Genomic DNA, 22,265 nt, shown 5'->3' on the forward strand with positions numbered 1-22,265 from the left:
CCCTGCCGCCCGCTGCGAAGCCAGCAACGGATTCGGGCGCTCTAGGAGCGGATGCGGCGGAGGTTGGCGAAGCTGGCGACGAGCGTTTTCGGGCCGATGTCGGCGAAGTGAACGGTGACCTCCCAGTCGTCGCCGTCGGGGCGCACGTCCTGGACCACGCCGGCCCCGAAACGGTCGTGCAGCACGTCGTCGCCGACGCCGTAGCCGAGGTCGGCTGAAGGAGCCGGCTTCGGCTCGCCCATGCGGGCGGCGACCCGGCGGCGGGCCTCCTCGCGGCGGGACTCGCGCCCCTTGGCAGTGCTGTCGTCGTGGCGGGCGGGATCGCTGCGCTTCTGGCGCCGCTCGGCCAGCTCGGCCTCGCCGAGTTGGCTGTACTCGCTGGGCTCGCTGGCGCGGCGATTGGCGCCCCAGTCGCTCGTGGCGGGCCGCCACGACGAGCCGAGACGCTGCGAGTCGTCGGACCGGTCATCGAGCAGGTCCAGCGGGATCTCGTCGATGAAGCGGCTGGGCGGGTTGTAGCTGGTCTGGCCGTGCAGCAGCCGGCTCCATGAGTGCGTCAGGTAGAGCTGCTTGCGTGCCCGGGTGATGCCCACGTATGCGAGGCGACGCTCCTCTTCGAGCTCGAGGGGATCGGTCATCGAGCGGTGATGCGGGAATACCCCGTCCTCCATGCCGGTCACGAACACGATGTCGAATTCGAGCCCCTTGGCCGAGTGCAGCGTCATCAGCGCCACCTGGGAGGCATCGCTCATCTCGTCCACGTCGCTCACCAGCGAGACCTGCTCCAAGAACTCCTCGCAGTCTTCGAATTCCGCAGCAGCCCCGAGGAGCTCCTCGAGATGCTCCAGCCGCCCGTCTGCCTCGATCGTGCCCTCGTCCTGCAGCGACCGGATGTAACCCGACTCGGACAGTGCCAGCTTGAGCACGGCGCCTGGGCCGTTGGCGACCTGGGCCCGGGCCTGGTTCATCAGCTCGCGGAATTGCAGCAGGCCGGCACGGGCCTTGCCGCGGATGCCCATGGCCTCGACCGCCTCGATCACCTCGGCCAGCGATCCGTCGGCCCGCGCCGCGGCGTCGTCGAGCTTGGCCACCGTACGGTCGCCGATGCCGCGCACCGGCAGGTTGATGACCCGCTTGAGCGACACCTCGTCAGACGGGTTCACCGCGGCTCGCAGGAACGCCAGCGCGTCCTTGACCTCGCGCCGGTCGTAGAAGCGGGTGCCGCCGATGATCTGGTACGGCACGTCGTTGGCGACCAGCTCTTCCTCGATCACGCGTGACTGCGCGTTGGACCGGTAGAACACCGCGGCATCGGACCAGTCGATCTGGCCGTCGCTGTGCAGGCGGCGCAGCTCAGCGCACACGTAGTGCGCCTCGTCTTCCTCATCCCGGCCGCGATAGCGGATCGGCTTCGCGCCGCCGGACTGGTCGGTCCACAGGTTCTTGGGCGGCCGCCCGAGGTTGTTGCGGATCACCGAGTTGGCCGCGTCGAGGATGGCCTGGCTGGAGCGGTAGTTCTGGTCCAGCACGTAGGTGGAGGCATCGTCGAAGGTGGCCCCGAACTCCAGGATGTTGGTGATGTCCGCGCCCCGGAAGGCGTAGATCGACTGGTCGGAGTCGCCGACGACGAACACGTTCTGGGCGGACCCGCTGAGCAGCCCGATCAGCCGCACCTGCGCCAGGTTCGTGTCCTGGTACTCGTCGACCAGGATGTGCTCGAATCGCTGCCGGTAGTGCTCGGCCACGTCGTCATGACTCGCCAGCAGCTCCACGCCCAGCATCAGCAAATCGTCGAAGTCCATCGCGCCGGCGCGGCGCAGCCGCTTCTGGTACTCGGAATAGACACGGGCCACCTCACGGGCGAACGGGCCGCCGCCGTCGGGTGACTCGGCCAGATCGACTGCTCGAAGCGGGGTCGTGAGCTGGTTCTTCAGCGTCGAGATCGCTGCGTGGACGGCTCGCTCGTTGAACTTGCGGGGGTCGAGGTCGAGGTCGCGCACCACGTACCGGGTGAGCCGCCGCGAGTCGGCTTGGTCGTAGATGCTGAACGCCGAGGGATAGCCGAGCACGTCGGCGTGACTGCGCAGGATGCGGGCACACGCGCTGTGGAAGGTGGAGATCCACATCCGGTGTGCCACCGAGCCGACGAGGCTGCCGATGCGCTCGCGCATCTCGCCAGCCGCCTTGTTGGTGAAGGTGATCGCCAGCAGACCGAACGGGCTGACATGGCGGTGAGCCAGCAGGTAGGCGATGCGGTGGCTGAGCACGCGGGTCTTGCCCGAACCTGCCCCGGCGACAACCAGTGCCGGGCCGTCGCCGTGCAGCACGGCGGCCTGCTGACCGGCGTTCAACGGCGCCAGGATCGGATCGCTGCTCAGGTCGTCATTCACGGGCGGCCATGGGGATCGATTACGTCGTGTAGTCGGCGTTGATGCGGACGTACTGGTCGGTGAGGTCGCAGCCGTACACGGTGAACGAGCCGGCTGCGCCATCGGAACGAACGCCCAAGTCCACCGAGATCAGCACCTCCTCAGATGCCAGGTACGCCTCCAGCTCGGCAAGTGCCTCGGGTGTTGCCGGTGTGGGATACACCTCTTGGTCGCCGAAGCGGATACGGACGCGATCGGGGTCGATGTCGGTCTCGTCGCTGCACTTGCCGATCGCCATCGCAACCCGGCCCCAGTTGGGATCGCGACCATGCACGGCGGTCTTGACGAGCGGCGAGTTCACGATGACCTTGGCGACCCGCTTGGCCTGCGCTTCGTCGCGGGCACCGTTCGCCGTGACCACGATGAGGGTCTCGGCACCCTCGCCGTCGAAGGCCAGCTGTCGTGTCAGGTCGAGGCTGACGGCGCCCAACGCCGCCTCCAACTCAGTCTCGTCGACCGGCCCGGCAGCGCCGTTCGCCAGCATCACCACCATGTCGCTGGTGGAGGTGTCGGTGTCCACGCTGAGCGCGTTGAACGTCACATCGCAGACCCGGCGCAGCATCGCGTCGAGCCGGTCGGGAGCGATCTCGGCGTCGGTGGTGATCACCGAGATCATCGTGGCCATGTCGGGCTCGATCATTCCCGAGCCCTTCGCGATGCCCACCACCGTGGCGGCGCCCGCCGGAGCGCTCGCGGTCTTGGGATGCGTGTCGGTGGTCATGATCGCCGTTGCGGCGGCCACGGCGTCGTTGCTGTCGAGCGCCGGTCCAGGGCCGGCGATCAGCCGGTCAAAATACGTGTCCACTTTGCCTTCGGGATACGGCACGCCGATCAGGCCGGTGGAGCCCACCAGCACCTGATCGGGCTCGCAGCCCACCAGCTCGGCGACGCGATGCGCGAGGTTCGCTGCGTCTCGCTCACCCTGCTCGCCGGTTGCAACGTTGGAGTTCTTCGACACGACCACCACGGCCTGCACCCGTCCGTCGGCGATGTTGGCTTGACTGCGGCGCACGCTGGCGCCAGAGAACAAGCTCTTGGTGAACACGCCGGCCGCAGCCGACACCCGATCAGCCGCCAGCACCATCACATCGTCGGTGTCGTCCTTGATGCCGATGTTGCCCACATGGCAAGCGAACCCCGCCGGCAAGTCCACCGATGCCGCCGCATTTCCGGCCCCTGCTGAAGTCATGATCAGCCCTTGTCGCACGCTCGCCGCGGCACGGCCGCGGTTGTGGGGCCAAGGTAGTTGCGCTTGTGCCGGGAGCCTCCGCCAATTTTGCGATCGGGCTCAGCGATCGCTGTCGGGCACGGGCGCTAGCCGCGCGGCTGCTGGCCGCGGATCGGTGGCCGCATGATGTACGGCCACGGGAACGGCACGTCGCCGAACGGCACTTCGATGACCGTCGGCTCGTCCGAGCTCAGCGCCTCGCGCAGGCACGGGCGCAGCTCGTCTGGCGTGGCTGCGCGCACGCCCTGCACGCCGAATGCGTCGGCCAACTTCACGAAGTCCGGGCTGGTGAGCTCGCTGGCGATGACCCGGCCGTCGAACCGTTCTCGCTGGATCCGTCGCACGTTGCCGTAGGCATGGTCGTTGAACACGATCGTCGTCAGCGGGATCCGGTGGTGCGCCGCGGTCGCCAGTTCGTTGATCGTGAACAGCGCTCCCCCGTCGCCGACAATCGACAGCACCGGCACGTCGCGCCGGGCATGTGCCGCGCCCAGCGCGGTCGCGAACCCGTAGCCGAGGGTGCCCTGGTAACCAGCGGTGAGGAACGTCCGGGGTCGGTAGACGTCGAACCCGAGCCAGGACACATAGCCGCACTGGGTCATCTCGTCGACGAAGACGCCCTCGGGCGGCAGCTCCGCCCGGATGGCCCCCAGCCAGCCGTACTGGGGCGCGAGCGCCTCGGCGGTCGCGGTCTCGGCATCGGCCCGGGCGACCTCGAGCTCGGCTCGCCATTCGGAGCGGTCGGCTTGGGTGGCGTCGAGCGCATCGGCGAGCAGCGGCAGCGCGTCGGCAAGGTCGGCGTGGATGCCCAACGTCGGCGGTCCGAAGCGACCGATCTCATCGGCGTCGATGTCCACGTGGATGATCTTGAGGTCGCTGTCGACGCCCCACACCGACTGCTGCATGGCCATCCTGCTGCCCAGCCCGATCACCAGGTCGACGTGCGGCCAGAGCTGGTACGCGGTCGGCGTGGTGATGCTCAACGGGTGATCCGAGGGCAGGACACCGCGCCCGCTGCGGAAGGCGACCACCGGCGCTGACAGCCGCTCGGCGAGCTGAGTGACGTGCGCTGAGGAATCCTGTGCACCACCGCCCACGATGATCATCGGACGCTGCGCGCCGGTCATGAGCTGTGCCGCATCCGCGATGGCTGCGGTGTCGGGCTCGGGACCCGGGCGCACCGGAGCGACAAGATCATCGGGTACCGATTCGACGGCCGCGCTCCAGGCATCGGTCGGCACTTCCACGCCGACGGGTCCCCGGCGGCCCGAGCGCAGCGCGGTCATCGCACGCTGCAGCACGGCGTGAGCATCGGCGCCGTCACTGATGCGTTCGGCCTGCCGGGTCAGCCGCTCCAGCACGCCCAGCTGGTCGGGCAGCTCGTGCAGGGCGCCGTACCCCCGGCCGATCCCCGACGAGGGGATCTCGCTCACCAAGGCCAGCACCGGCGCATTGGTGGCGTACGCCGTGCTAAGCGCCGCGGCGGTGTTCAGCAGGCCGGGCCCCGGCACCACGCAGAACGCCTGCGGCTCACCGGTCGCCAGCGCAGCGCCCAGCGCCATGTAGGCCGCGCCTTGCTCGTGGCGGGTCTGGATGGGCGCCAGGGTGTCGCGGCAGTCGTACAGCGAGTTGAAGAACGGGTCGTTCTGCACCCCAGGCAGGCAGTACAGGTTGTCGAAGCCGTTCGCGATGAGCGTCTCCACCGCCAAGCTCGCCACCGACTGCGTCATCTGGCTGTTCCCGTTCGCCTCATTCCCATTCGGCTATTCCCACTCGGCTATTCCCACTCGATGGTTCCGGGGGGCTTGGAGGTGATGTCGTAGACGACACGGTTCACGCCGGGCACTTCGTTGACGATCCGGGAGGAGATCACTTCGAGCAGGTCGTGGGGCAGGCGGGCCCAGTCCGCGGTCATGGCGTCCTCGCTGGTGACCGCACGCACGATGATCGGGCGGGCGTAGGTGCGCTCGTCGCCCATCACGCCGACGCTGCGGATGTCGGCCAGCACGGCGAACCCCTGCCAGACCTCGCCGTCGAGACCGGCCGCGGCGATCTCCTCACGCACGATGACATCGGCGGCCCGCACCGTCTCGACGGCTTCGGGTGTGACCTCGCCGACGATGCGCACTCCCAGGCCCGGCCCGGGGAACGGCTGGCGCTGCACGATCTCGGGGGGGAGGCCCAATTCGGCGCCGACAGCCCGCACCTCGTCCTTGAACAGGTGCCGCAACGGCTCCACCAGCTCGAAGGTCATGTCTTCGGGCAGCCCGCCCACGTTGTGATGGCTCTTGATCTTCGCTGCGGTCGGCGAGCCCGATTCGATCACGTCGGGATACAGCGTCCCCTGCACCAGGAAGCGGGCATCGGTGATACCGCCCGCGGCCCGCTCGAAGATGCGCACGAACTTCTCGCCGATGATCTTGCGCTTGTCCTCGGGATCGGTCACCCCCGCCAGCGCCTCGAAGAACTCGTCAGCCGCACGCTCGTGGATCAGCTCGATGCCCTGGGTGCGCCGGAACGTGTCGGTCACCTGGTCGCCCTCGCCGGCGCGCATGAGCCCCGTGTCCACGAAGACGCATGTGAGCTGGCTGCCGATGGCCCGCTGTGTCAGCGCTGCAGCCACAGCGCTGTCCACGCCGCCCGACAGCCCGCAGATGGCCCGGGCGGAGCCCACCTGGGCCCGGATGGCATCGATGCTCTCGGTGATGACGTTGGCCATCGTCCACTCGGAGTTGATCTCACAGATGCCGTGCAGGAACCGCTCGAGCTGCGCCTGGCCGCTGGGCGTGTGCATCACCTCGGGGTGGTACTGCACGCCGTAGAAGCGCCGCTGGGGGTCTTCGATCACCGCAGCGGGGCTGTCGGCGGTGGATGCGGTGACCGTGAACCCCGCCGGCGGCTCGGTGACGGCATCGAAGTGCGACATCCACACGGGCTCGGTCGAGCCGGCACCATCGTCGGGCTCTCCGAGCAGCTCGGAGGGCACCCCAGCGTGTGTCATCGTCGTGCGGCCGTACTCGCCGCGTCCGCTGCGGTCCACCTGTCCGCCCAGGTCGCGGGCCAGCAGCTGCGACCCGTAGCAGATGCCCAGGATCGGCACGCCCAGCTCGTACACGCCGGGGTCGATGCCCGGGGCGCCGTCGACATGCACCGAGGCCGGCCCGCCGCTGAAGATGACGGCCGCCGGCGAGCGCTCGGCCAGCTCAGCCGCCGTCGAGGTATGGGGGACGATCTCGGAATAGACCTGCGCCTCGCGCACCCGCCGGGCGATCAGCTGCGCGTACTGCGCGCCGAAATCCACCACGAGGACTGTCGGGTGGGCGACCGGGCCGGCCGCCGGGGAGTGTGGGGACATAGGCCGCAGCCGCGCCAGGTTCGGGAAAACTACGAGGGTACCGCTGGGTCCCCGACGCCTTGCGGGATCTCACACGCTGGCAACGCCCGACAACGGCGCAGGACCGGCGCGAACGCCGGCCCCGTGCCTGTTGTTTGGGAGGAGTGAGGAACTACATCATTCCCGGCATGCCGCCCATGCCGCCGCCCATAGCAGCAGCGGCTGCAGCGGCAGCGGCGGGATCGGCCTCCTCAGGCTTGTCGGTTACCAGCGTCTCGGTGGTGAGCAGCAGTGCCGCGATCGACGCCGCGTTCTGCAGCGCCGCACGCGTCACCTTCGCCGGGTCGATGACGCCCGCCGACACCAGGTCCTCGAACTTGCCGGTGTCAGCATTGAAGCCCGTGTTGCCATCCGACGACTCGATCTGCTGCACGATGACAGCACCCTCGTAGCCGGCGTTCTGCGCGATCTGGCGACTGGGGCCTTCCAGCGCACGATGCACCATGCGAGCCCCGGTGGCCTCATCGCCGTCGAGATCCAGCCCTGCCACGGCGGCACGAGCCCGCAGCAGCGCAGTGCCGCCACCGGGCACGATGCCCTCTTCGATCGCAGCCCGGGTGGCCGACACCGCGTCTTCGATGCGGTGCTTCTTCTCCTTCAGCTCGACCTCGGTGGCCGCGCCGACCTGGATCACCGCAACGCCGCCGGCCAGCTTGGCCAGCCGCTCCTGCAGCTTCTCGCGGTCCCAATCGGAGTCGGTGTCCTCGATCTCACGCTTGATCTGCACGACGCGACCCTCGACGTCGCCGCCGTCGCCGCCGCCGTCCACGATCGTGGTCTCGTCCTTGGTGATGATCACCTTGCGGGCAGTGCCCAGCAGGTCGAGGGTGGTGTTGTCGAGCTTCAGGCCGACCTCCTCGGAGATGACCTGGCCGCCGGTCAGGATGGCCATGTCGGCCAGCATCGCCTTGCGACGCTCGCCGAAGCCCGGGGCCTTCACCGCTGCCGATGAGAACGTGCCGCGGATCTTGTTGACCACCAGCGTGGCCAGCGCCTCGCCCTCGACGTCCTCGGCGATGATCACCAGGCTCTTGCCGGTCTGCATGACCTTCTCGAGCACCGGGACCATCTCGGCAACCGCGCCGATCTTGCCGTTCACGAACAGCAGGTATGGCTCGTCGAAGACAGCTTCCTGACGGTCGGGATCGGTCACGAAGTACGGCGACAGGAAGCCCTTGTCGAACTGCATGCCCTCGGTGAATTCGAGGTCGACGCCGAACGTGTTCGACTCCTCGACCGAGATGACGCCGTCCTTGCCGACCTTGTCGAAGGCCTCGGCGAGCGTCTCGCCGATCGTGGTGTCCGCCGATGAGATACCGGCGACGCTGGCGATCTTGCCCTTGTCGTCGGAGACGTCGGTGGACATGTCACCCATCGAATCGACCGCTGCAGCAACGGCGGCTTCGATGCCGCGCTTGAGCTCCATCGGGTTGGCACCGGCGGCCACATTGCGCAAGCCCTCGCGCACCATGGCCTGGGCCAGCACCGTTGCCGTCGTGGTGCCGTCGCCGGCGACGTCGTTGGTCTTGGTGGCCACTTCCTTCACGAGCTGGGCGCCCATGTTCTCGAACGGATCGTCGAGCTCGATCTCACGGGCGATGCTCACACCGTCGTTGGTGATCGTCGGCGCTCCGAATGACTTCTCGAGCACGACATTGCGGCCCTTGGGGCCCAAGGTCACCTTGACGGCATCAGCCAGCTTGTTCACGCCAGCTTCGAGACCGCGCCGGGCCTCCTCGCTGAACTTCAGGATCTTCGGCATGTGTTGGTTCTCTTTCTTGTCCGCGCAGTCAGCGTCAGGCGACGATGGCCAGCACGTCGCGGGCGCTCAGGATGAGCAGGTCCTCGCCGGCCACGGTGATCTCGGTGCCGCCGTACTTGCTGTAGACGACGGTGTCGCCGACGCCGACGTCCATCTGGATGATGTCGCCCGACTGATCAGAGCGTTTGCCGGGGCCTACTGCGAGCACCTCGCCCTGCTGGGGCTTTTCCTTGGCGGTGTCGGGGATGACCAGCCCGCTGGCTGTGGTCTCCTCGGCGTCGCTCGGGCGCACAACGATGCGGTCCTCAAGTGGCTTCAGATTCATGGTCGGATGTGCCTCCTGTGGCTCATGGGAACGCCCGGCAGCACTTAGCACTCTCACCGGGCGAGTGCTAACGATACGAGCCCTCGCGATCAGCCACAACCTCGGATCACCAGCGCCGCAGCGGGTCCGCGGCTCAGTCGCTGAAGTCCATCCGGAGGTTGGGATCGGCGCCGCTGTCGAGTGCTGAAGGGCCGTCGCTGGCGAGCCGGTACCAGGCCAGCGCAGCGATCATCGCTGCGTTGTCGGTGCACATTGCACGGCTCGGCAGGTAGGCGTTGATGCCGTCCTCCACGCAGATGTCGAGCGTTCGCTCACGCAGGGCGCTGTTGGCCGCGACGCCCCCGGCGAGACAGATGCCGGCGGCGCCCGTCTCCCGGGCCGCCTTGCGCGCCTTGTGAGTGAGCACATCGGTGACACAGGCCTGGAACGAGGCCGCCACGTCGGCGGTCTCCACCTCGGGATGGGCCCGCACCCAATTGATGACCGCTGTCTTGATACCCGAGAAGGAGAAGTCGTAGCCGTCGTCGAGCATGGCCCGGGTGAGCGGGACGGCAGTGGGGTCGCCCTCGGTCGCGAGCCGGTCGATGACCGGTCCGCCCGGGTAGCCCAGCCCCAGGTAGCGGGCCACCTTGTCGAACGCCTCGCCCGCGGCATCGTCGCGAGTCGCGCCCAGCAGGCGGTAGCGGCCATGGCCCTCGAACGAGATCAGCATGGTGTGGCCGCCCGAGACCAGCAGGGTGATGAGCGGGAACTCGATGTCGGTGTCGTGGGGGTCGAGCAGTGCCGCATAGAGGTGCGCTTCGTGGTGGTTGACGCCGATGTAGGGGACATCCCACACCAGCGCCAGCGCCTTGGCGGCGGCGACTCCCACCAGCAGGCTGCCGATGAGGCCGGGTCCGCAGGTCGCCGCCACCGCGTCGACGTCGCTGTCGGCAGCGCCGGCTTCCACGAGCGCCTCAGCCACCACCGGAGTTATGAGTGCTTCGTGGGCCCGGCCGGCGATCTCGGGGACGACGCCGCCATAGCGGGCATGCAGATCGACCTGGCTGCTGACGATGCTGGAACGCACCTCGCGCCCGTCGTCCACCACGGCCGCCGCCGTCTCGTCGCAGGAGGTCTCGATGCCCAGGATCGTGGTCATTCCACCCCCATGCTGGTTGCTATCTCGTCCAGCCGTGTGCCGTGTTCGTCGCTGTCGATGTCGTGGCACCACATCACCAGGGCGTCCTCTCGCTTGCCGCCGGGGCCGCCCCGGTAGTAGTTCGTTCGGCTGCCGACGGGCGCGTAGCCGAACCAGCGATAGAGCCGCTGCGCCGCGTCGTTCGAGACACGCACCTCGAGCGTGAGGGCCTCGAGCCCCTCGATGCGTCGCGCCTCTCGGTGAAGTGCGAGCATCAGGCGAGCGCCCACGCCTCGGCCCTGGCACTCGGGATGCACCGCCACCGAGGTGATGTGTCCTTCGCCGGCCACGATCATGAAGCCGCCGTAGCCGATGACCCCGCCGGGACGGCCCGCTGGATCGGCGTGGCAGGCCACGCGATACACCCGCTCGCCGTGCCGCTGCAGTTCATCCAGGTAGAGCGCCATCGACCACGGCCGCGGGTACACCAGCCGGTCGATGCGGCGGATCTCTCGCAGGTGCTTGCGACGCATCGGGACGATGATCGGCGCCGGGTCCGCGTCAGCGCGCTTGTGCCCTGCCGGGATCGCGAGGTGCGGTGTCACCTGAGTGCTCACGATCGCTCCCGTTGCTGCCAGTTGATGCGAGCGTCGGGCGCACGCAAGTACAGCGGCAAGATCTCTGACGGGCTGACGAACTCCTCGCGCAGCGCCCTGGCGTGCGCCAGCTCCACCAGCGCGCCCGCATTCGGATGCCGCAGGCCCTCCCGACCGATCTCGGCCCCTCGCACCGCTCCCAGCACGTCGGCGTAGCGCTCGGCGCCGTCGCCCACGATCAGTGTCTCCGAGCCCAGGGCCATCAGCTGATCTGCCACATCGGCCGGCTGGTCGACCGCGGGCTCGCTCAAGAGCTGGATCCCGCCCGGGGCACGGCGGTAAGTGGCGTAGAAGATCTCGCCCCGGCGGGCATCGACCGTCGAGACAATCAGCCGGTCGCTGAAGCGAGCCGGAAACGCCGTGAGATCGAGGCTGGACACGCCGATCATCGGGACCCGGCAGGCATGCGCGATGGACTTGGCAGTCGCCAGGCCCACCCGCAGACCGGTGAACAGCCCGGGACCGACATCCACTGCCACCAGGCCGATCTGGGACAGCTTCATCTGCGCTTGCTCGCACAGGAACCGGATGGCAGGCGCCAGCGTCTCGGCATGCCGCCGGTCTCGCGTCGTGTGGAACGAGGCGATGATCCCCTCGTGGCCGCCGATGGCGACGCCCACCTGGGGCGTCGCGGTCTCAATGCCGAGTACTAGCACGGCGCTGCCTCCGCGCCCGAAATGCATGCGGTCTCGACGGCAAGCGCACGGCTTCGCCAGCTCTGTCCCACCAGCTCGATGTCGAAGATACGCACATCGACTCCCTCGTCGGGATCTGCGAGCCGGATCCGCAGGTGCAGGAAGTCGCGCGGCAGCTCGGGAATGACCACCTCGCCCCACTCGACGCAGACCACAGCATCGTCATCAAGCAGTTCGGGCAGGTCCAGATCGAGCACCTCGCCCAGATTCTCCAGCCGGTACACGTCGAGGTGATGCAGCCGCAGCCGACCCTCGAAGCTCTGCGCCAGGGTGAACGTGGGGCTGGTCACCTGCTCGACAACGCCGAGCGCAGCCGCCAGCCCTTGGGTGAACACGGTCTTGCCGGCTCCGAGATCACCCGACAGCAGCACGACATCGCCGGGTTCCAACAGCGGTTCGAGCGCAGCCGCAACCGCACGCGTCCGGGCGGCGCTGGTCGTTCGGAACTGCATAACGCAGCCTGTCTAGCGTCCGCCGGCTGCGGTTTCGACAGACGGAGTGTCGCTGGCGCGGCGGTAGACCCGCGGGACGCGTGCCGATACTGACGTGAGGACCTCATACGGGCTGCGGCCCGACCAGCGCGCCAGGTCCACCGCGGTGATCCGCTCGTCGCCCTGGCCGCCGATCAGCGTGACGAGATCGCCGTTGTAGGCACTGGCACCGCCGATGTCGATCATCGTCTGGTCCATGCACACGTTGCCGACGACTTGGTGGCGGGCGCCGTCGATGAGCACGCTGGCGGGCGGCGTTGCCGCGCCGGTGCCCAGCGAGCGCGCGTAGCCGTCGGCGTAGCCCACCGGCAGGGTCACGACCCGGGTCTGGCGCGGTGCGGTCCACGTGCTGCCGTAGCCCACCGAGGCGCCTTCGGGCACCACCTTGAAATAGATGACCTCGCTGTGCCACGACATCACCGGCTCGGTGGGCAGCGCGGCACCTATCTGGGGAATCGGGTGCACGCCGTACAGCACGATGCCAGGGCGCACCCGGTCGAAGTGCGCTTCGGGCAGCCGGGCGGTGGCGGCCGAGCCGGCCATGTGGCGGGTGGGCGTGGGCAGCGAGCGCCGCTCGTAGAAGCTGGTTGCTTCGCAGAAGCGCTCGAGCTGGAGCTTGGCGTCGGTGAGATCGTCGGCGTCGGCATTCGCGAAGTGGCTGAAGACCCCTTCGATCTGCACTGATCGGCATGCCAGCGATGCTTCGATCAGCCGATCGGCGTTGTAGTGATGGATGCCGATCCGCTCCATCCCCGTGTCGATCTTGAGATGGGCCCGCGCGGTGGTGCCTGCAGCCTGGGCTGCTTCGTCGATCTGGTGCAGCTTGTCGATCGACGGTGCCGTGAAGATGAGATCGTGCCGCAGGAACAGTGGGATCTGCCTTACGACGGCACCGCCCAGCACGTGGATGTCGATCGTGATGCCGGCAGTGCGCAGGGCGATGGCTTCCTCGACGTAGGCCACGGCCAGCGTGGCCGCACCAGCCGCTTGCAGGGCACGACCCACCGGGCCGATGCCGTGGCCGTAGGCGTTGGCCTTCACGACCGGCGCAACCTCGGCATCGCCCACGAACGCTTGGACCGTCGCCAAATTGCGCCCCAGCGCAGCGAGATCGATGTCGCACCAGGTAGGACGCATCTCAGATGCGTCAATCGAGCCCGGACGCATCGCTGACGCGTTTATGGGCCCCGGATGCATCGCTGACGCGTCGAGCGGGCCCGGCTGCATCTCTGATGCGTCGGTCATGTTTGCGTTGGCTCCGGCTGGGGTCGGCGGAGCGCGGCGCGGGCGGCCGGGAGCGCTTCCACCTGGGCGGTAGCCACCAGCGGGATCATGGCCGGCTGGGACGCTGGTGCTCCGACGCTGGCTGTGCGACCGTGCCAGTGGGCCGCTGCCGCGATCGACGCCGAGGCGTGGTGCGGGACGTGACCGCCAGACAGCACCGCCGCGATGACTCCCGACAGCACATCGCCCGAGCCTGCCGTTGCCAGTCGTGCAGTGCCCGAGTTGACCGCGAGTACCCACGGCGCCGTCGGCGGACACGGAGGAGTGGCGATGAGCGTTGTGGGGCCCTTCAGCAGCACAAAAACGTTGAACGAGTCGGCGGCGCCCCGGATTGCCTCGAACCGGTCAGCTGCGGGCGGCGCACCCGTGAGCCTGGCGAACTCGCCGTCGTGCGGCGTGAGCACCGTCAACGAAGCCCTGCGCCGCAGGCACTCGGGATGCTCCGCGACTGCGGTGAGGGCATCTGCGTCGACCACCAGCGGCAGCGGGCACTCCGAGATGAAATGCGCCATCTGGGCCGACGATGTGGGATCGGTGCCGACACCCGGGCCGATGACTGCCGCGTCGAAGCGCTCGATGCCCTCCAGCGCAGGCTCTGCCCAGGCACCCGGTCGAAGGTCGCGAGCGACTGCCTCGGTGGGCCGGGCGATGTCGCTCGAGCGCACACCCGGCGAGCTGATGACGACCATGCCCGCGCCTGCCTGCTGGGCCGCAGCACAAACCAGCGAGCCGGCCCCGCGCATCTGGGGCGATCCGGCGATCACCCGCACCGAGCGCCGCCACTTGTGCGCAGCCGGTTGCAGGCCGACCAATGCGTCATCGGCATCGGCATCGGTGACAAGCCAGGACCCAGCAGCACTGGCATCGAGGCCGATCGGCGCCAGCCGCACCTCGCCGACGGCCGCGGCGCCGGGCTGCAGCAGCAGACCGGGTTTCAGCGCGCCGAACGTGACGGTCTCGGCCGCGGGCCAGCAGCCGTGATCCTCACCGGTGAGCGCGTCGATGCCGGACGGGATGTCGACGGCCAGAACCGGCACGCGGGGCGGCTGATCCGCGCCCCATGACCCGCGCAAGCCCGTGCCGTACGCGGCATCGATCACGAGATCGAGACGGTTCGAGCCGCTCGAGGTCCCAGCAGCGACGATTTCCAGCGCCTCGGAAGGCGTCGCGACACGGCAGCGGACACCCCATCGCTGCAACACCCCCGCAGCGACCCGACCGTCGGCGCCGTTGTTGCCCTTGCCCGCGGCCACCAGCACCCGGCGCCCGTAGGTTCCGCCCATGATGCGGCGGGCCGCAATGGCTGCCTCGGCACCGGCGCGCGCAATCAGCACGTCGGTGCCCTCGGGCGCCGCGGCGTCGATCTCTGCCATCTCCGCCGGCGTCACGATCGGCAGCACTGCGTCGCTCCGGACCTATTGCGCCAGCACCATGGCGGCTGCCACTGAATCGGTGTGGCTCAGCGATACGTGCCAGTCGGCCAGACCGGCTGCGTCCGCGCGCTCGGCGGCGAGACCGTGCAGCAGCAGCTCCGGGCGCCCGCTGGCGTGGCGGATGACCTCGATGTCGCGGAACTTGCACGCGCCCAAGCCGACGCCGAGCACCTTCATCACTGCCTCCTTGGCGGCGAACCTGGCAGCGAGGCGGGTGTCGGGGTCGACCGTGGCCATCGCGTACGACAGCTCCCCTTCGGTGAACAGCCGACGGCGCATGCCGGCGCGCCGTTCGAGCACGGCGGCGAAGCGGCGCACATCCACCATGTCGAGCCCGATCGCAGTGCTCACCCGGCTACGGCCTTTGCTCGTCAGGTGTGCCCGCAGCACCGTCGGGGTGGTCGGTGCTCGCCGCCTGGCCCAGCCAGTGCTCGGCCAGCACGTACACCGGGCGGGTCAGCAGATCGAACACATCGATCATGCCGAGCAGGTCGTCCCGGAACCACGGCAGCGTCTCGGTCACCGCGTCGGCGAGCGCGCCGTAGCGGCCGCGGTAGCCCATCATCACCGAGCGCATCGCCGGCGCGGCCAGCCGCTCAGTGAAGCGGCAGTGCAGCAAGGTCAGCCCGGTGGCGGTGCCGTCCTTGGTCTCGGGAATGTGCAGCACCGTCCGGCCGTCGCTGCCGCGGGCCACGGTGACCTCGCGCTCGTACGCCGCCCGGTGCTTGCTGCCGCGCAGCTGCGGGTTGGCCAAGGTGCGCGATTCGATCCCGAGTGCGGTGCCGCCGCGATCGGTCAGCCAGATGGTGACCTCGGGGCTGCTGGCGGAGCCCACGTCGCCCTCGATGCGGTAGCGCGACCAGCCGGTGACCTCGGCCACCGCCGGGTCCAGCGCGGCCAGCGTTCGCAGCGCGCTGTAGGAAAGCCGATCGCGCGGTGCCCCGGCGTCGAACGCTGCGGCCACGAGCATCGAGCCCAGCAACGTCTCGTCAGCCCGAGATGTGCCCACGGTGACGGTCTTGGCCTGATGCTTGATGGTGTCGATGGGTCGGGTGAGCTCGTCGATCGCGATGTTGAGCGCATCGGTGAAGTCGTCGATGACCACCGACGGGCGGCCGACCTTGCCGAGGTCGAGCTGGTACATCTCGAGCGGCGCCAGCCCGGCCGCGTAGCGCAGCACGGCACCGAGGCGAGCTGCGGTGCCCGCCCGCAAGTGCCCGTCGTAGTTCCCGGCGCGGACACCGTCGCGGAAGCGGTTGGCAGCAGGGCGGAGCCGCTCTGCCAGCACGCCGAGCAGGTCTCCGTCGCTGCGGCCAGCAGCGAGCAATGTCCCGTCGCTGCGGGGGGCGGCGAGCAATGTCCCGTCGCTGCTCTGAGCAGCGAGCAATGTCTCAGTCTCGGCGCGCATCTCGTGCAGCGGATCGGCCAGCGCGTCGATGGTGAGCGCGGCCTCGTAGCCGTACAGGTGGCCGGCGGCAGTTGCCAGCACGAAGTCCAGGGCGGGATGGACGGCGGGAACCTCCAGCAGGTCTGCAGCTGAGTCGAATCGACCGGTGCCCGCCGAGGTCACCACGATCGGTGTCGCCCGGTGCGCCCGGTAGATCGCCACCTCCTTGGCTGCATCGTCGGCTACCGAACCCCGTAATCCCGTGGCGCACACCCAGATGAGCGGCTCGCACGAGAGGTCGATGTGCTTCTTGTCCTCGGTGCCGTCCTCGGCAACGGCGTGGTAGCAGACCTCAGAGAGCTTGATACGGATCTCGCGCGAGGCGATGCGGTTGGCGCCGTTGCCCACCACCGCCCAGTGGCGATGCGATCCCACATGGCGCCGTGCGACACGCGCGATCTCGTCGTGGCTGGCCAGGACTGCTTCGAGCGCCGCAGGCATGTCGCCGAGAGCTGCGAGCAAGTCGCTGGTGGCCTGCGCGGTGCCAGGGTCGTCAGGCCGGACCTCCTCCGCAATCGCGGCAGCCAGCAGCGCGCAGGCCGCGACCTGTGCATAGAACGCCTTGGTGGAGGCCACCGACATCTCCACGTCACGACCGTCGGACGTGTACAGCACGCCATCTGCCCGATCGGTGAGGTCGCTGCCTCGCCGGTTGACGACGGCGATCACCGATGCGCCGCGCGCACGCGCTAGATCGACCGTGCGGTTGGTGTCGGTGGTGGTGCCGGACTGGCTGACCGCAACGACGAGGGTGTCGGACAGGTCCGAGCGCAGGCCGAAGCCGCTGAACTCGGTGGCGAGCGATGCCACTGCCTCGAGGCTGCGCTGATCCTGGGAGTGTTCGAGCAACGTCTCGCAAAAGTGCGGCAGCGATGCTGCAGCAGTCGCCGCGGTGCCTTGGCCGATGGCGACGATGCGCCGGATGGAGCCGTCGGCCAGCCGAGCGCGCACGTCGGGCGGCAGGATCTCGGGTCCGAGCCGGGCGCGGAGGTCGGCTTCTGCTGTGTCGATGCGGCCACGCAATGTTGCCCGGAATGACCTGGGCGCCTCGCGGATCTCCTTCAGCAGGAAATGCGGGTTGTCGCCCCGGTCGATGTCACGGGTGGTGACCTCCGCATCGACGATGTCGTCGGGCTCGACGGGCAGCGTCGTGCCGTCATAGGAGAAGCGGCGCAGCGCAGCGAGGTCGGCCGCCGTCTCGGCGGGTGTGTGGACCAGCATGATCTGGCCGCGGCTGCCGACAGGATTCGATGGGTCCGAAGGCGTCTCGCCGTCGAGACGCACATAGGTGCGGCATTCCTCGACCAGCCCGTAGGGCTCGCTGGCGATGACATACGACGGTCCTGCCGATCCCACGTACAGCGCCTGCCCGCTGCCCCGCAGCGCCAGTGCCAGCACATCGGGCACCTCGGCGGCATGCGCCGCGATGGCCACCGAGCCTTCGAAGCCGCTGACTGCGTCGACGAACGCCCTCCCGAGCCGCTCGGCGCCGGCGACGCCTCGCTCGTTCGACTGAGCCAGTGATTGGCGCAGCATCGTAGGGATGACTCGGGCATCGGTGGTGATCTCGGACGGGATCTGCAGGCGGCGCTGGGCGATCAAGTCCGCGTAGTTGTCGACATCCCCGTTGAGCACAGCGGCGACGTGCGTGACGTCGCCGCCATCAGACCCAGCGGCGTACGTGACGTCGCCGCCATTGGGTGCCCACGCATCGAGCGGATGGGTATTGGGCACCGAGACGATGCCGACGCTGGCCCAGCGGGTATGCGCCAGCACCACGGCTTCGGCACCGTCGGCGCTCAGCGCCCAGCGCAGCAGGCTGTCATCGCTGATCTGCGCTCGCAGTGCGGCCGTATTGTCGCCCAGCTCGCCGATCTCCGAAGCGGTCTTGTAGACGAATGCCAGCCCGTTCGGCGTATCCCGGACTGCGCCGGCACCAAACAGCGGATCGTTCACTCGCGTGGGCTGCGAGCCGGCGGCGCTGCCGGAGGCGTCGGGGTCGAGCCGTGCGCCGCGTACGAACACCTGCAGACCAGCCGAGTCACGCCCCCGAACCTCCAGCCGGTCCAGCGCCGACAGCGCGACCTGGATCGACCAGAGCCCCTGCACAGCCGCCGGCGGTGGCGTGCCACCCCACAGATCGGCGATCTGGCGAGCCGTCCGCAGTCGATCGCGCTGCACGGCAAAAGCGTGGTCCTTCAGCTCGCCCAAGCCTGCGTTGATGCGCTCGAACTGGTTCTCTGCGGCATGAGCGTCAGCGCCGCCAGCGCGGTCGCGCTCGCCGCTCAGTACCTCTCCCATCTCGACCAGACGGTCGATATCTGCGATGTGCGCGTCCACTGTCTCCAGCGCAGCCTCGATGTCGAGCGCGCATTTCGCATCGGCGACCAGCAGGCGGACCCCCGGCAGCGATCGCAGCGATTCATCGGCCCGCCGAAGCGAGTCCGCGGCGGTCTCGATCAGGTCGATGAAGGAGCTGCCGGCCCCGGCATCGGATCGACCGGTGGCCTGCGCATCGGCAAGCAGCGCCGTGGCGTCGTGCAGGAGCGGGACAACATCCGCTGCCTGCAGCGCTTCGATGTCGTCGCGGCGGCCGACAACGGCCACGATCCCGCACACACCAGCGAGGGTACCGAGCACTTGGCAGCCATCTCGCCCGCGAAGGGTCACGGGCGGCGGGTGTTCGGGCTGCGTGATTAGATATATGAACCTGCTCACAAATTGGGGGTACCGCCATGGCAATCAGGGGAGTCATGCGAGCTGGCTATGTACAGATCCGCTCCACCGACATCGAAGGATCGATCGAGCACTACCGCGATCGAGTCGGCCTCTCCCATGTCGGGACCGGCGACGACGGTCGTGAGTACTTCAAGGCCTACGACGAGTTCGACCATCACAGCGTGGTCCTGCGGCCAGCCGACGAGCCGGGCATGGACTTCATGGGCTTCAAGGTGCGCAACGACGCCGACCTGACCGAACTCACCGACCGGCTGTACAACCACGGGGTGCAGGTCGACCATCTCGAGCCGGGATCACAGCCGGGACTGGGCCGTGTGGTCAGCTTCCAGATTCCGGCTGGCCACACCATCCACCTGTATTCGGAGATGGCGATCGCGGACAAGACGCCGCCGACGCACAACCCCGACGTGTGGGATGAGGAGCCTCGCGGGATGCGGGCCACCCGAATGGACCACTGCCTGCTGTACGGGCCCAACATCGCCGAGACGGTGGAGCTGTTCACCGAGGTGCTGGACTTCGAGCTGGCCGAGGTCGTGGTGGCACCCGACGGGTCTTACATCGCGCCGTTCATGACGTGCGCCAACAAGGCCCACGACGTGGCGTTCGTCGCGGCCGAGGAGCCGGCCATCTTCCACCACGTGTCGTTCTATCTGGAGAGCTGGAACGACGTGGCCCACGCCGGCGACGTCATGAGCCGCTACGACATCCCGGTCGACATCGGCCCGACCCGCCACGGCATCACCCGCGGCCAGACGATCTACTTCTGGGATCCGTCCGGCAACCGCAACGAGGTGTTCTCGGGCGGCTACATCCATTACCCCGATGTCCCCCGCCGCACGTGGGATGCGGAGCAGCTCGGCAAGGGCGTGTTCTACGTCGATCGCCGTCTCAACGAGGCGTTCCTGAACGTCTACACCTGATCGCCACTCAACAGCTCGACGAGGCGGTCAGCGAGGGCCGTCGCATCGCGCTCGGTCGCGGCTTCGACCATCACCCGGATGACCGGTTCGGTGCCGCTGGGGCGCACCAGCACGCGCACGTCGGGGCCCGCTTTCCGAGCCATCTCGTCGATAGCAGCCCGGGTGTGCTCATCGAGCGTCGCTGATTCGGCGGGCACGCCGAGCAGCACCTGCGGGGCGTCCTGCATCGCCGCGCTCGACACAGCCGCACTCGTCCGCCCTGGCTGGGCTGATCTGCTGCGTGCCAGCAGGTCGGCGAGATGCACGGCGCTGCGCAGCCCGTCGCCAGTCGTGGCCTCGTGGCGGAAGATCAGGTGGCCCGACTGCTCCCCGCCCAAGCTGTAGCCGCCGGCGTCCATGGCTTCGAGCACCGACCGGTCCCCCACCGCGGTCTCCACCAGGTTGATTCCCACCGCGGCCATCGCCCGGCGCAAGCCCAGGTTGGACATCACGGTGACGACGAGCGTGTTGCCGACCAGCAGACTTCGCTCGGCGAGATCCGCCGCGAACAGCGCCATCTGGCGGTCGCCGTTGATCAGGCCGCCGTCGCTGTCGACGGCGATCAGCCGGTCGCCGTCGCCGTCGAAGGCAAAGCCCGCGTCGGCGCCCTGTGCGGTCACCGCTGCCTGCAAGGCCGCCGGATGGACCGAGCCGCAGCCGTCATTGATGTTGCGGCCGTCGGGGTCGCAGAACAGCTCGGTGACCTGCGCGCCGAGCCGGCCCAGCAGCGCGGGCGCGTGGGGTGCGCTCGCCCCATTTGCGCCATCGACGACGAGGCGGAGTCCGGCGAGGGTGCGCCCCTCGATGGCTGCGCGCAACGACGCCTCGTAGGCCGCCAGCACACGAGGCGCCTCGCGGGCCGATCGAGAGCCGGGCGCCTGAGCGGCCAGCTGGGGTCGGCGCGCCACCTCCGCGACCGACGGGCGATCGCCGTGCGTCAATCGCAGATTTTCGAGACATTGCACCACGGCCGCCTGGGCAGCATCGTCCAGCTTGGTGCCGCCGAACCCGAACAGCTTGACGCCGTTGTCGTGCCACGGGTTGTGAGAGGCGGAGACCATCGCCCCTGCCGCTCCCTCGAGCTGGGCCGCGAACGCCACGATCGGTGTGGGTACGACGCCGAGATCGGAGACGTCTGCACCGGTCGCGCGCAAGCCCGCGGCCAGTGCCCCGGCGAGGGCGGGACTCGACTCGCGGGTGTCGCGGCCGACGACCCATCGGCCTCCAGTCGTGCCGCCCGATACGGCTCGTCTTGCCGCGCGACCCAGCGCGTGCGCGACAACTTCGTCGATGTCGCTAAACGCCCGCCCTCGAATGCCGTCGGTTCCGAAGGTGGGTTCCACGCTGGGCAGAGCCGCTAGCGCTTGGAGTACTGCGGCGCCTTGCGGGCCTTCTTGAGCCCGTACTTCTTGGATTCCTTGATGCGGGCGTCGCGGTGCAGCAACCCGGCCGACTTCAGCGCTGGCCGCATCTCCGAATCCAGCACGAGCAGCGACCTGGCGATGCCCAGCCGGATCGCACCGGCCTGTCCAGCGACCCCGCCGCCGTCGACGGTGGCGTCCACGTCGTAGGCCTCAGAGGTCCCGGTCAGCCGCAGCGGCTCGGTGATGTTCATGCGGTGCACCGAGGAGGTGAAGTACTCGTCGAAGGGGCGGCCGTTCACGGCGATATTGCCGCTGCCTTCCCGGAATCTCACCCGGGCGACGGCTCGCTTGCGGCGTCCGGTGGTTTGCGTCAGCGGTACGGGCACGAACTCTGTGTCTTTCTGGTCGGATATTGCGTCGTCAAGGCGGCGTCAGGACAGTCTGGCCCGGATTATCTGGCTCAATGCGCCATTGCGTCGGGCAGGTCCAGCGGCTGGGGCTGCTGGGCGGCGTGGGGATGGTCGGGGCCGGCGTACACCTTCAGCTTGCGCAGCTGCGCTCGGCCGAGGCGGTTGTGCGGCAGCATGCCGCGGATCGTCCGCCGGACCGCATCGGCGGGCCGGCGAGCCAGCAGATCGCCGTACTTCTCGCTGTGCAGGCCTCCGGGATAGCCCGAATGGCGATGCACCAGCTTCTTGGTGGCCTTGTCACCCGTCAGCACGACCTTGTCGGCATTGACCACCACCACATGGTCGCCGCAGTCGATGTAGGGGGCGAAGGCGGGCTTGTGCTTGCCGCGCAGCACCTTGGCGACCTCGGTGGCCATCCGGCCCAGGACCATGCCGTCGGCATCGACGACGAACCATGCACGCTCGATCTCAGATGCCTTGGGGGCGTAGGTACGCACGCTGGAACTCCGCTTGAGGTCTGTGAGGTCGG

Annotated in this window: 18 protein-coding genes; 1 reads left to right on the top strand and 17 read right to left on the bottom strand. The window is 68.8% G+C overall.

Annotated features, from left to right (window positions below; all coding sequences use genetic code 11):
* Positions 1-41 precede the first annotated feature (41 nt).
* From ACOGW9_RS07230 to ACOGW9_RS07295, 14 genes are all read right to left on the bottom strand, one after another.
* Complete coding sequence (locus tag ACOGW9_RS07230; RefSeq protein ID WP_419909797.1) at positions 42-2,390, bottom strand: ATP-dependent helicase; 2,349 nt, start codon at positions 2,388-2,390, stop codon at positions 42-44.
* A 19-nt stretch (positions 2,391-2,409) separates the two neighbouring features.
* A complete protein-coding gene (gene argJ / locus ACOGW9_RS07235) occupies positions 2,410-3,618 on the bottom strand; it encodes a bifunctional glutamate N-acetyltransferase/amino-acid acetyltransferase ArgJ (protein WP_419909799.1) in 1,209 nt (402 codons plus the stop codon).
* A gap of 125 nt (positions 3,619-3,743) precedes the next feature.
* Positions 3,744-5,387: a thiamine pyrophosphate-dependent enzyme gene (locus tag ACOGW9_RS07240; RefSeq protein ID WP_419909801.1), complete on the bottom strand. Its 1,644-nt coding sequence runs from the start codon at positions 5,385-5,387 to the stop codon at positions 3,744-3,746.
* Positions 5,388-5,434: 47 nt separating this feature from the next.
* Positions 5,435-7,012 (bottom strand): glutamine-hydrolyzing GMP synthase, encoded by a 1,578-nt coding sequence (gene guaA, locus ACOGW9_RS07245; protein ID WP_419909803.1) that lies wholly within the window; start codon positions 7,010-7,012, stop codon positions 5,435-5,437.
* Positions 7,013-7,163: 151 nt separating this feature from the next.
* Complete coding sequence (gene groL / locus ACOGW9_RS07250) at positions 7,164-8,813, bottom strand: chaperonin GroEL (RefSeq protein WP_419909805.1); 1,650 nt, start codon at positions 8,811-8,813, stop codon at positions 7,164-7,166.
* Positions 8,814-8,847: 34 nt separating this feature from the next.
* Positions 8,848-9,138, bottom strand: a complete 291-nt coding sequence (gene groES / locus ACOGW9_RS07255) for a co-chaperone GroES (protein ID WP_419854708.1) — start codon at positions 9,136-9,138, stop codon at positions 8,848-8,850.
* 133 nt (positions 9,139-9,271) lie between these two features.
* Positions 9,272-10,279 (bottom strand): tRNA (adenosine(37)-N6)-threonylcarbamoyltransferase complex transferase subunit TsaD, encoded by a 1,008-nt coding sequence (gene tsaD / locus ACOGW9_RS07260; RefSeq protein ID WP_419909808.1) that lies wholly within the window; start codon positions 10,277-10,279, stop codon positions 9,272-9,274.
* Positions 10,276-10,875, bottom strand: coding sequence for a ribosomal protein S18-alanine N-acetyltransferase (gene rimI / locus ACOGW9_RS07265; RefSeq protein ID WP_419909809.1), 600 nt, complete (start codon positions 10,873-10,875; stop codon positions 10,276-10,278). Before rimI ends, tsaD begins: the two co-directional genes overlap by 4 nt.
* On the bottom strand, positions 10,872-11,570 hold the full coding sequence (gene tsaB, locus ACOGW9_RS07270; protein WP_419909811.1) for a tRNA (adenosine(37)-N6)-threonylcarbamoyltransferase complex dimerization subunit type 1 TsaB: 699 nt from the start codon (positions 11,568-11,570) through the stop codon (positions 10,872-10,874). The genes rimI and tsaB overlap by 4 nt, the downstream gene beginning before the upstream one ends.
* Entirely contained in the window at positions 11,564-12,061 is a 498-nt protein-coding gene (tsaE, locus tag ACOGW9_RS07275; protein WP_419909813.1) for a tRNA (adenosine(37)-N6)-threonylcarbamoyltransferase complex ATPase subunit type 1 TsaE, read from the bottom strand. The genes tsaB and tsaE overlap by 7 nt, the downstream gene beginning before the upstream one ends.
* Positions 12,062-12,073: 12 nt before the next feature.
* Complete coding sequence (alr, locus tag ACOGW9_RS07280) at positions 12,074-13,345, bottom strand: alanine racemase (RefSeq protein ID WP_419909815.1); 1,272 nt, start codon at positions 13,343-13,345, stop codon at positions 12,074-12,076.
* Complete coding sequence (locus tag ACOGW9_RS07285; RefSeq protein ID WP_419909817.1) at positions 13,342-14,784, bottom strand: NAD(P)H-hydrate dehydratase; 1,443 nt, start codon at positions 14,782-14,784, stop codon at positions 13,342-13,344. Before ACOGW9_RS07285 ends, alr begins: the two co-directional genes overlap by 4 nt.
* Before the next feature lie 15 nt (positions 14,785-14,799).
* On the bottom strand, positions 14,800-15,168 hold the full coding sequence (locus tag ACOGW9_RS07290) for a holo-ACP synthase (protein WP_419909819.1): 369 nt from the start codon (positions 15,166-15,168) through the stop codon (positions 14,800-14,802).
* Positions 15,169-15,172: 4 nt separating this feature from the next.
* A complete protein-coding gene (locus ACOGW9_RS07295; RefSeq protein WP_419909821.1) occupies positions 15,173-18,883 on the bottom strand; it encodes an SIS domain-containing protein in 3,711 nt (1,236 codons plus the stop codon).
* Between the two features lie 116 nt (positions 18,884-18,999).
* Between ACOGW9_RS07295 and ACOGW9_RS07300 the strand changes: the two genes are divergently transcribed.
* Complete coding sequence (locus ACOGW9_RS07300; protein ID WP_419909823.1) at positions 19,000-19,923, top strand: catechol 2,3-dioxygenase; 924 nt, start codon at positions 19,000-19,002, stop codon at positions 19,921-19,923.
* Here the strand turns inward: ACOGW9_RS07300 and ACOGW9_RS07305 are convergent.
* The 3 genes from ACOGW9_RS07305 to rplM all read right to left on the bottom strand — a co-directional run bounded on the left by ACOGW9_RS07305 (position 19,914) and on the right by rplM (position 22,233).
* A complete protein-coding gene (locus tag ACOGW9_RS07305; protein ID WP_419909825.1) occupies positions 19,914-21,305 on the bottom strand; it encodes a phosphoglucosamine mutase in 1,392 nt (463 codons plus the stop codon). The two genes, ACOGW9_RS07300 and ACOGW9_RS07305, sit on opposite strands and share 10 nt — an antisense overlap.
* 14 nt (positions 21,306-21,319) lie before the next feature.
* Entirely contained in the window at positions 21,320-21,712 is a 393-nt protein-coding gene (gene rpsI / locus ACOGW9_RS07310) for a 30S ribosomal protein S9 (RefSeq protein WP_419909827.1), read from the bottom strand.
* A 74-nt stretch (positions 21,713-21,786) separates the two neighbouring features.
* Positions 21,787-22,233 (bottom strand): 50S ribosomal protein L13, encoded by a 447-nt coding sequence (gene rplM, locus ACOGW9_RS07315; RefSeq protein WP_419909829.1) that lies wholly within the window; start codon positions 22,231-22,233, stop codon positions 21,787-21,789.
* Positions 22,234-22,265 lie beyond the last annotated feature (32 nt).

It is taken from the genome of Candidatus Poriferisodalis sp., assembly GCF_965203655.1.
Taxonomy (GTDB): Bacteria; Actinomycetota; Acidimicrobiia; order Acidimicrobiales; family Poriferisodalaceae; genus Poriferisodalis.

Coding starts and splice junctions, on each gene's coding strand:
- argJ (WP_419909799.1), bottom strand. CDS start 3,618: ATGACTTCAGCAGGGGCCGGAAATGCGGCGGCATCGGTGGACTTGCCG.
- ACOGW9_RS07240 (WP_419909801.1), bottom strand. CDS start 5,387: ATGACGCAGTCGGTGGCGAGCTTGGCGGTGGAGACGCTCATCGCGAAC.
- guaA (WP_419909803.1), bottom strand. CDS start 7,012: ATGTCCCCACACTCCCCGGCGGCCGGCCCGGTCGCCCACCCGACAGTC.
- groL (WP_419909805.1), bottom strand. CDS start 8,813: ATGCCGAAGATCCTGAAGTTCAGCGAGGAGGCCCGGCGCGGTCTCGAA.
- groES (WP_419854708.1), bottom strand. CDS start 9,138: ATGAATCTGAAGCCACTTGAGGACCGCATCGTTGTGCGCCCGAGCGAC.
- tsaD (WP_419909808.1), bottom strand. CDS start 10,279: ATGACCACGATCCTGGGCATCGAGACCTCCTGCGACGAGACGGCGGCG.
- tsaE (WP_419909813.1), bottom strand. CDS start 12,061: ATGCAGTTCCGAACGACCAGCGCCGCCCGGACGCGTGCGGTTGCGGCT.
- alr (WP_419909815.1), bottom strand. CDS start 13,345: ATGACCGACGCATCAGAGATGCAGCCGGGCCCGCTCGACGCGTCAGCG.
- ACOGW9_RS07300 (WP_419909823.1), top strand. CDS start 19,000: ATGGCAATCAGGGGAGTCATGCGAGCTGGCTATGTACAGATCCGCTCC.